We start from the raw sequence: 12,950 nt of genomic DNA on the forward strand, positions 1-12,950 counted from the left end.
ACTCTAACGTCCGACCCGGACCGCCTTGTGTCGCGCGTCTCTTGTGCCGCAGGCGATTCACTGTCGTGAACTCAGGCCTCGGGGTCGGGCAACCGGCCGGTGCGGCTGAGCACGACGGCCGGCGCGACGCCGAGCACCAGGAGCAGCAGTGTCTGGACCAGGTAGTTCGGCGATGTCGACAGCACGACGTTGCCGCCCGGCCCCGGCACGGCGCCGGCCACGAGGACGACGAGACCCCACGCGCCCAGCGGAGCCCACCGCCATCCGGACGACGTGTGGCCCGCGGCCAGCCACAGCAGCGCCGCGTTCGCGAGGCCGGCGAGGAGCGCGGCCACGGGTATCGCGACGCCGCCGAACCGCTGGTAGGTGAAGGCCACGCCGAGCAGGCCGACGACGAGGCCGTCGAGCGTCAGCAGGGCGAGCAGGAGGCGATTGCGCAGTTCCGGGTCGAGGGCCGGCAGCCGCTCCGACACCGAGGGCCGCGCATCGCGGTCCCGGGTGGCCGCGGTTGTCGACGCGGCGGCGGCCCGGTTCGCCGGGGCCATTGAGGCGGGCGTCGCGCGACCCCGGTTCTTCTTCCGACTCCGGCCCTTCTTGGCTGCCATCGTCTCGGCCGTCCTCACTCGATCCCGGTGAACAGATCCGTCTCCCGGGCCCCGCCGAGAGTCTCCCGCGGATCGTAGTCGGTGAGGATGAAGTGCTCGTGGTCGGCGATCGGCTGCAGGATGTTGTTGCTCAACGCGTATTCGGTGCCCGACGGCGCGACGGTCACCTGGGTGGCGTGGGCCCGCAGGGCCGCGACCTTGTTCGCGTAGTACCCGCGCACGTCGATCTCGGTGGTGATCGCGTCGTCGGGATAACTCGGCAGCTCGCCGGGGTGCGGCATCCGCCAGCCCTCGGGCACCTCCGACGCCGCGGCGAGCCCGGACTCCAACGTGCCGTGTTCGGTCACCGACTCGTACAGCTTCGCCGGACCCCGGCCGAGCCCGCGGGCACGTGCGACCGCCTCGGCGGTGACCGAGTGCACGAGCTTGTGGTCGGGGTGTCCGTAGGTGCCCGACTCGTCGTAGCTGACGATCACCTGCGGACCGAAGTCGAGCAGGATGTCGAGCAGTGTCGTGACGACCTCGTCGAACGGGGCCTGCACCAGGGCGCGCGGGTTCTCCGCCGAGGGCGATCCGGCCATGCCGGAGTCCCGCCACCGGCCCGCGCCGCCGAGGAAGCGCGGCCGCAGCACGGGGCCGCCCTCGGGGCTGAGCGCGGCGAGCGCACGGGTCAGCTCCGCGATGCGGTATCCGCCGAGCTGGTCGGCGCCGCCGTCGGCGACGAGTTGCGCGTACTCGTCGCCGATAACCTCCCCCTCCTCGCCGAGGGTGAAGGTGACGACGCGGACGTCGGCGCCTTCGGCGAGGTAGCGGGCGATGGTGCCGCCGGTCTGGATCGTCTCGTCGTCGGGATGGGCGTGCACGAGCAGCAGCCGACGCGCCGCGGTCGCGGCGGGGGCGGAGTCGGTCACGACAGTTCCCAGTCGACGGCGGTGCCGAAGATCGACTCCTGGATCGGGCCGGTCAGCGGGACGTCGCGCACGAGCGGCGTGACGCCGACGACCATCGAGTCCTGGTACAGCGGCATGTAGATCGCCTGCGCGGCGAGCAGCGGCTCCGCCTCGTCGAGGGTCTCGATCGGGTCCTCCTCGCTCAGCGCGGTCCGCGCGAGATCGATCAACCTCGGGTCGCACAGGCCCGAGATGTTGCTGGCATAGCTGTCGCCGGCATCTCCGCCGCTCGGCGCGAGACTGGTCGGGGTCGGCGGGGTGATCGGCGACGGTTCGGTACTCGCCTTCGGCTGATCGCAGTCCACCTGCGAGGCCAGCGACGCCGCGGGCGGCACACCGAGGCCGGTCCAGCCGACGACGAGGTCCACCCGGCCCTTGGTGAGGGCCGAGCCGTAGAGCTCGCTGTTGGGCAGGGTGACGACCTGCGACCGCACTCCCGCGTTGCGCAGCTGGTCGACGATGCTCGCCGCCGCCGAGGTGGCACGCGGGTCGCCCGCGACCGCGCCCACCCGCACGATCAGGTCCCGGCCGTCCTTCTGCAGGGGCGCGATGCCCTCCGGCAGCTCGGGCACCTGCGCCTCGCCCGGCGCGGGGGCCGGCGTCGACGACGAACCCGATTGCCCGGGGGACGCCGACCCGGACTGCTCGGACGACGCCGGCGAGCCGGACTCGGATGACCCGGACCCGGATGCTTCCGACGGCACCGGGGTCGGTGACTCCGGCGCGGCGCGCCGGTATCCGGCCTCGGCCAGCATCGCGTCGATCTGCTCCGGGTTCGGGCGCGGCCTCGTCACGGGCTTGTAGCCGGGATCCGAGGGAGCGAACACCGTGTTCGCGTACGGTTCGACGATCCAGTCGCCCGCACCGGCGAACCGGGTCAGCTGCGGGTCGATCATCCCGAGGACCGCGCGACGCAACGGCAGGGACCGCATCGCGTCGGTACGGGCGTTGACTGTGACGCCGAGCGAACGCGACGTGAGGCTGCGCTGGGTCTCGAGACCGGGCAGGGCGGCGAGTTCGGCCTGGGTCGCCGGGGACGCGCCGAGCGCGACGATCGCCGAGTCGCCCGAGCGCACCGAGTCGAGCATCTGGGCGTTGTTGCCGGCCCGGCGGAGCACGACCTGGTCCAGACGCGGCGGCCTGACCCAGTAGCGGTCGTTGCGGGCCAGCCGCACCTCGTCGCGGGTCTTGTCGATCCCGACGATGGCGTACGGGCCGGCCGACACCGGCTTGCCCGTGTCCATACCGGTCTGGAAACCGGCCGGGGCGCCCTTGAAGACGTGACTCGGCAGCAGGTTGGTGAACAGCTCACGCCACGCCGGGTAGGGCCGCTCGAACTTCACCTCGACGACCTTGCCGCCCTCACGCGACTGCACCGAGTCGATGAGCCGATAGCCGGCGGGCGCGACGACGTTGGGCTGTCGCGACATCTGCTGCCACAGGTAGCTGAAGTCGTCGCCGGTCACCGGCAGCCCGTCCGACCACTGCGCGTCGGTGTGGATGCGGTAGGTGACGGTGAACGGCTCGGTCGAGCTGACCTCGGCCGAGGTCACGAAGTGCTTCTGCAGCTCCCAGACGGTCCCGGCGGGCGTCTGCACGGGCGCGAATGCGCTCGGCAGCGTCATCGCCGCCACCGCGGTGGTCACCGGGTTGAGGTCGGAGGCGATATGCGGGTTGAACCCCGCCCCCACCGAGTCGGTGGCGATGAAGATCGTCTTCTCCACCGGGTACTCGCTCGGGGTGGGCGGCGGCCCGGTGTCGCGCACCGGCGGCGGCGGATCCGCCGCGCACGCCGTCAGGGCGACGAGCAGCGCGGCGCCGCACGAGAGCAACCCGAGCACACGGCGTCGGGTCCGATTCGAGGCGTCGCGACCCCGCTGTGGTCTCGCGCGATTCACTCGGATACCCCCATGGAAGAGCTTCTCGGTCGGTCGGTCGCCCCGGCCTCCCCGCAGTGGACGGCAGGAAGGCCGGTGTGGCGGTCAGCTGACCGCGGCGTCCCGGGACTTGGCCCGCGAGCGCTCACGAGCGCGCGTCGAGGAGTCGAGGTGAACCTTACGCACCCGGATGACCTCCGGGGTGACCTCGACACACTCGTCGGCGGCACAGAACTCCATCGCGCCCTCGAGATCGAGTTCCATCGGCTTGGCCAGCCGCTCGAGCTCGTCGCCGGTGGAGCTGCGCATGTTGGTCAGCTTCTTCTCGCGGGTGACGTTGATGTCGAGGTCCTCCGCACGCGGATTGATGCCCACGACGTGGCCCTCGTAGGTGTCGTCGCCCGGATTGACGAAGAAGGTGCCGCGGTCGGCGAGCTGGATCATCGCGTACGGGGTGACGGTGCCGGCGCGGTCGCTCACCAGCGAGCCGCTGTGGCGGGCGCGGATCTCGCCGGCCCAGTCGTCGTAACCGGAGAAGACGGCGTTGGCGATGCCGGTGCCGCGGGTCTCGGTCAGGAAGTCGGTGCGGAATCCGATCAGGCCGCGCGAGGGAACGATGAACTCCATCCGCACCCAGCCGGTGCCGTGGTTGGACATCTTCTCCATCCGGCCCTTGCGGGCGGCCAGCAGTTGCGTGACCGCGCCGAGGTACTCCTCGGGCACGTCGACGGTCAGGTGCTCGAAGGGCTCCTTGAGCTTGCCGTCGACCTTCTTGGTGACGACCTGCGGCTTGCCCACGGTCAGCTCGAAGCCCTCGCGGCGCATCTGCTCCACGAGGATGGCCAGCGCCAGCTCGCCGCGGCCCTGGACCTCCCAGGCGTCCGGGCGGCCGATGTCGAGCACGCGCAGCGACACGTTGCCGATCAGCTCGGAGTCCAGACGGGACTTGACCATGCGGGCGGTCAGCTTGTGCCCGGAGACGCGGCCGGCCAGCGGCGACGAGTTGGTGCCGATCGTGACCGAGATCGCCGGCTCGTCGACGGTGATCCGCGGCAGCGGCTGCGGGTTCTCCACGTCGGCGAGGGTGTCGCCGATCATGATGTCGGGCATACCGGCGACCGCGACGATGTCGCCGGCCACGGCCTCCTCGGCGGGCTCACGGTCGACGCCGACGGTGCGCAGCAGCTCGGTGACCTTGGCGCGCTCGACGACGGCCTCGCCGTCGACCTCGCGGCACCAGGACACCTGCTGGCCCTTCCGCAGGGTGCCGTTGTGGATGCGGACGAGCGCCAGGCGGCCCAGGAACGCCGAGGCGTCGAGGTTGGTGACGTGTGCCTGCAGGGGTGCGTCCTTGTCGCCCTTGGGCGCGGGGACGTGCTCGAGCAGGACGTCGAAGAAGGCGTCGAGGTTCTCCGCGTCGGGGATCTGGCCGTTCTCGGGCTGCTCGGTGGAGCAGACGCCGGCGCGACCCGAGGCGTAGAGCACCGGGAGCTCCAGAACCAGCTCGGCCGCACGGGCGGCCTCGTCGTCGAGGTCCGAGGCCAGGTCCAGCAGCAGGTCCTGCGTCTCGTCGACGACCTCCTGGATGCGGGCGTCGGGGCGGTCGGTCTTGTTGACGACGACGATCACCGGCAGGGAGGCGGCGAGGGCCTTGCGCAGCACGAAGCGGGTCTGCGGCAGCGGCCCCTCGGAGGCGTCGACGAGGAGGACCACGCCGTCGACCATGGACAGGCCGCGCTCGACCTCGCCGCCGAAGTCGGCGTGGCCGGGGGTGTCGATGACGTTGATGACGATCTCGGTGCCGTCGGGCTGGCGGCGGTGCACCGCGGTGTTCTTGGCGAGAATGGTGATGCCCTTCTCACGTTCGAGGTCACCGGAGTCCATCACGCGGTCGACGACCTCGGCACGCTCGCCGAAGACGCCGGACTGGCGCAGCATCGCGTCGACGAGGGTGGTCTTTCCGTGGTCGACGTGCGCGACGATCGCGACGTTCCGGAAGGAGGGGGCAGTGCTCACAGATTCTCTTTCGTAAGTTGGGGACCGCCATCGCGGCCGGGCGCCCGGTTCGCGGGCATGTCTGCTTCCCCGACGGTCGTCGTTGACCGGCGTCGAGCGCAGAACACCTAGGGATTCAACGTCACAGACTATCGGTTAGAGGCCTGAGACCGCGATCACAGCGCCGAAAAACGCTGTAGTTAGGTTCTGCTAACCTCTGATCCATGGGCAAGGTCGACCCGGCCAAGGTGTGCTCGCTGAAGCCGAAGAAGAAGTGCTGCAAGAGCTCCAAGCGCTGTGTGCGCTGCCCCGTGGTGATCCACCGGATGCGCAAGCTCGACACCTCGGAGATGTCGAAGAAAGAGCTGGACAAGGCACTGAAGAAGGCCCGCGCCGCCTGACCCGGGGTGTTCGCGGAAGAGCCTCTCAGCCCGGCGGGATGTCGTCGTCGACGGTCCTCAACGCCACCGCGAGCGCGACCGCCGCGATCCCCACGGCCTCGAGGGGGCGCGGCACCTGCGCCAGCACCACCAGTCCGATGACCGCGGCCGTGACCGGCAGCAGGGCGAGCAGGATCGCGAACCTGGCCTGCCCCACACGACGCAACACCACCTGATCGAGCAGATACGGCACCGCCGTCGACGCGACCCCCAGCACGAGGCCCTGTCCGACGAGCGCCATCGGCGCGACGCCGTCGGCCGCGGCCCGCACGACCCACCAGGCCAGCGGCGACGTGACGAGCGCCGCGACGGCGAACCCGGTCGCGAGGTCCTCGATGCCGGCGTCCCGGGCGGCGACTCGCTTGCCCAGGACGATGTAGCCGGCCCAGCAGGCGGCGGCCCCCAGCGCGAACAGCACCCCGGCGCCGGTCCCCTGCCACCGGACGTCGGCGATGAGGACCACGCCCACGGCGGCGAGCAGCAGCGCCGCGACGTCACGCGGTCGCCGGGACCCGAGCGCGGCCACCGCGATCGGGCCCAGGAACTCCAGCGCCACCGTCGTGCCCATCGGCAACCGCGCGAGCGCCTCGTAGAAGCTGATGTTCATCCCGGCCGTGATCAGGCCGAAGCACGCGGCCAGCCGGAGGCGGCCGGGACGCCACGCGGCGCGCGGGGGCCGAATCCACAACAGCAGGACCACCGCGGCACCGGCGATCCGGAGCCAGGCGACCGCGGCGGGCGCGAGGTCGTCGAACAATCCGACGGCCACCGCCGCGCCGAGGTACATCGACGTCGCCCCGATGACCATCAGACCCGGCGGGAGGAGCAGGTCGCCTCGCGTGGTCCCGGTCATCGGCGTGCCGTCATCCGATGACCGCAACCCGATCGGGCACGAGGCGCAGCCGCACCCGATCCCCGATGGAGACGGATTCGGTTGCGATGGCGTCGATCTCGCCGACGACCGTCTCGATCCGCACCCGCGGCCCGGAGGGCAGCTCGGCGACGAGGACCACGGTGGCGAGCGAGCGGACGTCGACGGCGTCGGGGGTCCGGGCCACCTCCACCGACTCCGGACGCAACCCCAGGCGGCGGGACCCGTCGGGGAGGTCGAGGCGCAGGTCGCCGAGCACCGTCTCGGCGACGCCGTCGTGCAGGGTCGCGTCGACGACGGTCGTCGCGCCGAGGAAACGCGCGGTCCACTCGTCGACGGGCCGCGTCCACAGGGTCGACGGCTGCGCGACCTGCACCATCGCCCCGTCGCGCATGACGGCGATGACGTCGGCCATGGTCGCCGCCTCCGCATGGTCGTGGGTGACGACGACCGTCGGCACCCCGGCCGCCCGCACGATCTCCGAGATCTCCACCGCCAGTTCGTCTCTCAGGCGACGGTCGAGTGCTGCGAGCGGCTCGTCGAGCAGCAGCAGCCGCGGATGCGGGGCAAGTGCCCGGGCGAGCGCGACGCGCTGCGCCTGTCCGCCGGAGAGCGTGTCGACCGAACGTTTCTCGTAGCCGGGCAGGCCGACGACGTCGAGGAGCTCCGACACGCGGTCGGCGATGCGCCGCCGGGGCCAGCGACGCATCTTGAGGCCGTAGGCGATGTTGGCCGCGACGCTGCGGCCGCCGAAGAGCTGCCCGTCCTGGAAGACGACGCCGAAGTCGCGGCGGTGCACCTCGATCCCGGCGAGGTCCTCGCCGTCGAAGCGCACCGTGCCGGCGGCCGGGCGCTCGAGGCCCGCGACCGCGCGGATCAGCGTCGACTTGCCGCATCCCGACGGGCCGAGCACCGCGGTGATCAGCGCCCCCGCTCCCCCGGTCCGCCACGAGAGGCCGTCGATCACGGTGTGGTCGCCGTAGGCGATGGTGAGGTCGTCGATCTCGAGCACACCCTGGCCGTGGGGGCCACCGACGCCCGGGTTCCGGTCCGGTCCGGTCACAGCAGCGGCACCTCCGTTCGCGGGCGCAACGCCTCGACGAGGAGGACGGCGAGGGTCGTCGCGGCCACGAGGACCACCGAGGCGGCCATCGCCGTCGCGAGGTTCTCGGCGCCGGGCCGGTTGAGCGCCGACCCGATCAGCACCGGCAGCGTCGTGGTGTCGGCCCGGGCGAGGAAGCTCGTCGCACCGAACTCGCCGAGTGCCATGACGAATGCGAAACCCGCTGCGGCGCCGAGTGATCGGCCCACGATCGGCAGGTCGACGGTGGTGAACACGCGTAGCGGCGGCGCCCCCAGCGTGGCGGCCGCCTGCCGCAACCGGACGGGCACCGACTCGAGTGCCGGGACCATGATCCGGATGACGAGCGGGATCGCGATCAGCGCCTGCACGCACGGGATCACCGCCGGGGACGCGGCGATCGCGTACGGCATCGAGGCCAGCACGATCAGGTAGCCGAATCCCAGTGTCACGGCGCTGATCCCGAGTGGGATCAGCGAGATCGTCGAGGCGATGGCACCCAGGACGCCCCGCGCCCGGAACAGCGACACCGCAGCGAGGGTCCCGACGACGAGGGCGATCAGCGTCGCCGAGCCCGCGGAGACCAGCGAGTACCGCAGACTCTCCAGCGGTGTCACGCCGTTGACCGGCTCGGCCAACGCGCGGTAGCCGGCGAACGTCCAGTCGCCGCCGGCCGACGGACGCAGGGATCGCACGATCAGGACGGCGACCGGCCCGACGAGCAGGACCACGGTCCACGTCGCCGCCGCTGCCATCGCGAGGCGCGCCGGCCACCCGGCCACGACCGCCGCAGCGCCCCGACGGCCGCCACCGCCGGCCGAACCCGCCCCCGCGGGGTCGGAGAAGACGCGGGTGAGCAGGAGTGCGGCGAACACCACCACGATCTGCAGCATCGACAGGACCACCGCCTCGGGGAGCCGGAAGTAACCGATGGCCTGGGTGTAGATCTCGGTCTCCAGGGTGCGCAGCTCCCCGGCGCCGAGGATGAGGACGACGCCGAAGCTGGTGGAGCAGAACAGGAAGATCAGGGTCGCGGCGCCGGCGATCGCGGGCAGCAGCCGGGGCACGACGACGGTCATCGTCGCCTTCACGCGTCCCGCGCCGAGGGTGCGCGCCGCCTCCAGAAGCCTCGGGTCGAGGTTGCGCCACGCCGCGCCGACGACCCGGACCACGACGGCGACGTTGAGGAACACGTGGGCGGCGAGCACCGCGCCGAGCCCCGACTCGATGTGCAGGAAGGACAGCGGACCGGTCAGCAGGGAGCGGAAGGCGACGCCGACGACCACCGTCGGCAGGACGAACGGGACGGTCACCACGACCGCGAGGATCACCGCGACCCGTCCGCCGATGTGGGCGTAGAGCCAGGCGATGGGCGCGGCCGCGAGGAGCGCGAGAACCATGGAGGCCGCGGCCTGCCCTACGGTGATCCCGAGCAGGGACCACGCGTCGGTGCGGGCGAGGAGGTCCTCGAGCCGCGCCCCCGACTCCGACGCGATGCGGTAGGCGCGACGGATCAGTGCGATCAGCGGCCACGCGAACAGGATCGTGATGAACAGCGCCGGGACGAGTCGGACGGCGATCCGCCCCGCCAGGGTCCCGCCGCGCCGCGCCGGACCCCAGTTGTCCCCCCGGGCCGTCGCGCCCGGGCCCGTGTTCGTCGCCCGGGTCACCGGGGCATCACCTGCCGACGACGGCACGCCACTGGTCGAGCCACTTCTCGCGGTTGTCCGCGATCGTGGCGGGCGGCAGCGAGGAGATCCACTCCGGGACCTCGGCGCGCGCCGGCCAGCCCTCGGGCAGCGGAACGTCGCGCTGCACCGGGTAGACGTACATCGACTCCGGCAACGCGGCCTGGACCTCGGGGCTCAGCATGTAGTCGACGAGCTGGCGCGCGCCGCTGGAGTTGCGCGTGCCCTTGAGGATTCCGACGTACTCGACCTGCGGGAAGCAGCTGTCGAGAAGCGCGCTGGTGTTCGGGGTGGCCGCCGGCGACGATGCGTAGGACAGCACGATCGGACGGTCGCCCTTGCCCTCGCCCGCGCTGAAGACCTGGTTGTAGGCGACCTCCCAGCCGGAGACGATCTCCGCGCCGCCGTCGACCACCCGCTTCCAGTAGTCCTGCCAGCCGTCGCCGAGCGCGCCCACCGTGGTGAGCAGGAACGCGGTGCCCGGAGACGACGTGGCGGGGTCGGTCAGCACGGTCTGCGCGGCGTACTCGGGCCGGGCGAGATCGCGGAAGCTCTGCGGCGGGGTGATCCCGCGCGATTCGTACCAGGCGTCGTCGATGTTGAGGCACACGTCTCCGCGGTCGACCGCGGTCAGCAGGTCGGTCGCGCCGGGCACCGCATACTCCGCGGCGCCGTTCGCGGCCGCGGGGGGTGCATAGGCCTCCAGGGCCCCGGCCTCGATGGGGCGGGAGGCGAAGGTGTTGTCGATGCCGAAGACGACGTCGCCCTTCGGCGCGCCCGGGGTCAGCGAGACCGTCGACGCCAGCTGACCGGCGTCGCCGGACTTGACGATCTTGAGGGTGAGACCGGTCTCCCGGCGGAATCCGTCGATCACGGACTCGGGCAGTTCGAACGAGTCGTGGGTCAGAAGGGTGACCTCTCCGCCCGTCGTCGACTCGTCGGCGCACGCGACCGCCGCACCGGCGACCATCAGCACTCCCGCGGCCAGTGCCAGCGTCCTGCGCGCAGCCCTTCCGAGGACGTTGCCCCGCCGGCCGCCGCACCGACGACCGGGCACGTCGGTGCCCTGCTGCTGTTCCACGTCAGGTCTCCTCGTCGACTGGCGGCGAATGGGTGTCCCCCATATCCAACCAGGTGTCGAAATGCGACACGATTCGACGGTCCGGCGAGTCACTTCAGTAACAATTGCATCAATAACCACACACATCACAGTCGCATCGCCGTTGACTGCCTGGACACGAGAGGAACCGGGGGGCTTAGAATGACCGGACGTCCGGGGTGGGAAGATCGCGATGAACTGTCCACCCTCCGGACAGCCACGAGAACGATCCATACGACCACGAGGCGCCCGAGGCCCGAGCCGGCCGGCGCCACGACCGATAGGACACACCCAGTGCGATTCACACGGCCGTCGAGGTTGCGTTCCACCGCCTCCCGCCCGCACCGGACCCGCCGCATGCTGGTCAGCGCTTCGGCCATCGTCGCCGCCGCCGGCCTCGCATTCCCCGCGGTGGCCCAGGCCGAGCCCGCACCCAAGGTCGACCAGCGTGTGCTGGATTCGCTGGGCGCCTTCGCCCCGGCGATCATCGGATCGGTGGCCACCCCCGGTCCGGACGGCAAGGTCAACGCGCAGCTGCTGAATCAGGCCGAGAAGTTCGCCAACACCCCGGGGATGCCCGCCGAGGTCAGCAAGATCTGGCGTTCGGTCGCCGACTTCCTGGGCGAGCCCGGCCGCCGGCAGGCCGCCAAGCAGCTGGCCGCGGAGCAGAAGAAGGGCGATCCGGAGATCCCGACGGGCCCCAACGCCCCGAAGATCCAGGAGTTCCTCTACCCGACCTTCGGCCTCGGGTGCATCCCCGGCGGCGGTTCGCTGGGTCGCGCGCTCGTGACCGCCGGCCCACAGGAGGCCCCCTGGCCCGGCCCGCAGCGCGGCGAGGGCGGCTACGTCTACACCGCACTCGGCACCGGCCCGGCCGTCGACAACAAGGCGCAGCCCCTCGTGGTGAGCTGGCTCAACGTCGACACCGGCCGTTCCGGCGAACTGACACTCAAGAAGAACGAGCGGATCAACGCCCAGGACGGGCCGGGCACCTTCACCGGCATCGCCCGGACCGGCAAGGGACGCGTGATCTCGGCGATCCACGGCAACGTGACCACCAAGACCAAGGGCAAGGTCGTGTCCTGCACGATCGTCCCGGTGATCGGTCTCGCGATCATCTGACGCCAGACACTCTCGAGGACGAAAACCCCGGCTGCGGCCGGGGTTTTCGTCGTTTCACAGGTCGGCGAGACCCGCCGACCCGCCGACCCCAAAGGACCGCGTGATGTGCACCACATCCCGCGCGGACACGTATCCGCAGGTCGGCCCCGGTTCGGTATCTCACCGGTCGCGCGGATGTCACGAGTCGGACTCGCGGCTTGCTCGGTCGAGCTCGACCATGCTCTTGTTTAACTCAAGTCTCACCTGTCACACCCGCCACACGATGGCGGGGTGTCGGCCTGTTCGAAGGAGTGCCATGTCCATCAGGTCTCGGTTCACACGTCCGCTCTTCGGACGACGCGGACTCCGACGCTGCGGTGTGGGGCTCGCCGGGGTCGCCGTGGCCGCCGCCGCGGTCACCTCGACCGCCTCTCCTGCTGCGGCAGCACCGTCGCTCCCGCTGCTGGAGCCGAACATGCTCAGCCAGTACGCGATCCCGTTCGACACCGAGCTCGCCGCCGGTATCCGCATGCTGAAGGCGGCCGGCGTGGACCAGATGGCCCTGCAGGCCGCGCAGGCGATCCTGAGCAGCTCCGGCCAGCTGTCCGTGGAGGACGTCGTCGGCCGCGCGGGTGCGCTCCCCTACAACGCGGCGTCCCCGCAGAAGGTCGCCGACACCGATCCGATGTCGATCCTGAAGAAGCTCGGCATCCAGGCGCTGACGCCGTCGGTCGCGCCGTTCTGCACCGAACCGACCCCGGACAACCCGCTCGGCCTGGTCACCGCGGGGGCGGGTGCCGTCGCGGGCCCGTGGCCGATGGCGAACGACCCGGCGGCCGAGCTCAAGCCGCTGCTCGACCTGATCCCCATCGCGAACGTCCCGAAGAAGCTGAACCTCGTCGAGAAGGGCGAGACCGCCTACGCCTTCGTCCCCGCCTCGGCCAAGTCGGGCGCCGGCGGTCAGATGCAGGTCGCCTGGTTCAACACGAGCACCCTGCAGGGCGGCTTCGCCGATCTGAAGCCGGTCAGCGACCAGGCTCCCGTCGCCGCCGCACTCCCGCTGCTCAACGGCGTGCGCCTCGCCCCGGTCAAGACCGGAGAGGGCACCGTCCTGTCGGCCGTCTTCGGCAGCGCCCAGAACGGCGCCCAGAACTGCTGGTTCCTGCCCGCGGTCGGCATCGTCGAGGTGTGACCGCCTCCCCGCCCGTCCACGACACCACCCCATCTCACGGAACGAACTGAA

General features: G+C 71.3%; 11 protein-coding genes. 3 read left to right on the forward strand and 8 right to left on the reverse strand.

Annotated features, from left to right (window positions below; translation table 11 throughout):
• Positions 1 to 71: 71 nt before the first annotated feature.
• The 4 genes from GP2_RS01270 to typA all read right to left on the reverse strand — a co-directional run bounded on the left by GP2_RS01270 (position 72) and on the right by typA (position 5,448).
• Positions 72 to 605 (reverse strand): hypothetical protein, encoded by a 534-nt coding sequence (locus GP2_RS01270; RefSeq protein ID WP_006898633.1) that lies wholly within the window; start codon positions 603 to 605, stop codon positions 72 to 74.
• 14 nt (positions 606 to 619) lie between these two features.
• The gene (mshB, locus tag GP2_RS01275) at positions 620 to 1,516 is read right to left on the reverse strand and encodes an N-acetyl-1-D-myo-inositol-2-amino-2-deoxy-alpha-D-glucopyranoside deacetylase (RefSeq protein ID WP_006898634.1); all 897 of its coding nucleotides are present in this window, start codon (positions 1,514 to 1,516) and stop codon (positions 620 to 622) included.
• Positions 1,513 to 3,396: an ABC transporter family substrate-binding protein gene (locus tag GP2_RS01280; RefSeq protein ID WP_006898635.1), complete on the reverse strand. Its 1,884-nt coding sequence runs from the start codon at positions 3,394 to 3,396 to the stop codon at positions 1,513 to 1,515. The genes mshB and GP2_RS01280 overlap by 4 nt, the downstream gene beginning before the upstream one ends.
• 141 nt (positions 3,397 to 3,537) lie before the next feature.
• Positions 3,538 to 5,448: a translational GTPase TypA gene (gene typA, locus GP2_RS01285; RefSeq protein ID WP_006898636.1), complete on the reverse strand. Its 1,911-nt coding sequence runs from the start codon at positions 5,446 to 5,448 to the stop codon at positions 3,538 to 3,540.
• 203 nt (positions 5,449 to 5,651) lie between these two features.
• On the opposite strand from typA, the gene GP2_RS21795 reads away from it, so the two are divergent.
• Positions 5,652 to 5,828, forward strand: a complete 177-nt coding sequence (locus GP2_RS21795) for a hypothetical protein (RefSeq protein ID WP_006898637.1) — start codon at positions 5,652 to 5,654, stop codon at positions 5,826 to 5,828.
• A 25-nt stretch (positions 5,829 to 5,853) separates the two neighbouring features.
• Here the strand turns inward: GP2_RS21795 and GP2_RS01290 are convergent, their stop codons facing one another.
• From GP2_RS01290 to GP2_RS01305, 4 genes are read right to left on the reverse strand one after another with little or no spacing between them, the layout of a single operon-like run.
• Positions 5,854 to 6,720 carry an EamA family transporter gene (locus GP2_RS01290; RefSeq protein ID WP_006898638.1) on the reverse strand — a complete coding sequence of 289 codons (867 nt, stop codon included), beginning with the start codon at positions 6,718 to 6,720 and terminating at the stop codon, positions 5,854 to 5,856.
• A 10-nt stretch (positions 6,721 to 6,730) separates the two neighbouring features.
• On the reverse strand, positions 6,731 to 7,801 hold the full coding sequence (locus tag GP2_RS01295; protein WP_006898639.1) for an ABC transporter ATP-binding protein: 1,071 nt from the start codon (positions 7,799 to 7,801) through the stop codon (positions 6,731 to 6,733).
• Positions 7,798 to 9,489, reverse strand: a complete 1,692-nt coding sequence (locus tag GP2_RS01300) for an ABC transporter permease (protein WP_006898640.1) — start codon at positions 9,487 to 9,489, stop codon at positions 7,798 to 7,800. Before GP2_RS01300 ends, GP2_RS01295 begins: the two co-directional genes overlap by 4 nt.
• A 7-nt stretch (positions 9,490 to 9,496) precedes the next feature.
• Complete coding sequence (locus GP2_RS01305; RefSeq protein ID WP_006898641.1) at positions 9,497 to 10,588, reverse strand: thiamine ABC transporter substrate-binding protein; 1,092 nt, start codon at positions 10,586 to 10,588, stop codon at positions 9,497 to 9,499.
• Between the two features lie 312 nt (positions 10,589 to 10,900).
• Here GP2_RS01305 and GP2_RS01310 point away from each other — a divergent pair, with 312 nt between their 5' ends.
• Positions 10,901 to 11,728 carry an Rv1157c family protein gene (locus tag GP2_RS01310; RefSeq protein WP_006898642.1) on the forward strand — a complete coding sequence of 276 codons (828 nt, stop codon included), beginning with the start codon at positions 10,901 to 10,903 and terminating at the stop codon, positions 11,726 to 11,728.
• A 295-nt stretch (positions 11,729 to 12,023) separates the two neighbouring features.
• The gene (locus GP2_RS01315; protein ID WP_006898643.1) at positions 12,024 to 12,899 is read left to right on the forward strand and encodes a hypothetical protein; all 876 of its coding nucleotides are present in this window, start codon (positions 12,024 to 12,026) and stop codon (positions 12,897 to 12,899) included.
• Positions 12,900 to 12,950 lie beyond the last annotated feature (51 nt).

It is taken from the genome of Gordonia paraffinivorans NBRC 108238 (genome assembly GCF_000344155.1).
Classification (GTDB): Bacteria; Actinomycetota; Actinomycetes; order Mycobacteriales; family Mycobacteriaceae; genus Gordonia; species Gordonia paraffinivorans.

What these genes read in the sequence shown, in the direction of transcription:
- GP2_RS01270 (WP_006898633.1), bottom strand. Translation starts at nt 605, where the DNA reads ATGGCAGCCAAGAAGGGCCGGAGTCGGAAGAAGAACCGGGGTCGCGCG.
- GP2_RS21795 (WP_006898637.1), top strand. Translation starts at nt 5,652, where the DNA reads ATGGGCAAGGTCGACCCGGCCAAGGTGTGCTCGCTGAAGCCGAAGAAG.
- GP2_RS01290 (WP_006898638.1), bottom strand. Translation starts at nt 6,720, where the DNA reads ATGACCGGGACCACGCGAGGCGACCTGCTCCTCCCGCCGGGTCTGATG.
- GP2_RS01315 (WP_006898643.1), top strand. Translation starts at nt 12,024, where the DNA reads ATGTCCATCAGGTCTCGGTTCACACGTCCGCTCTTCGGACGACGCGGA.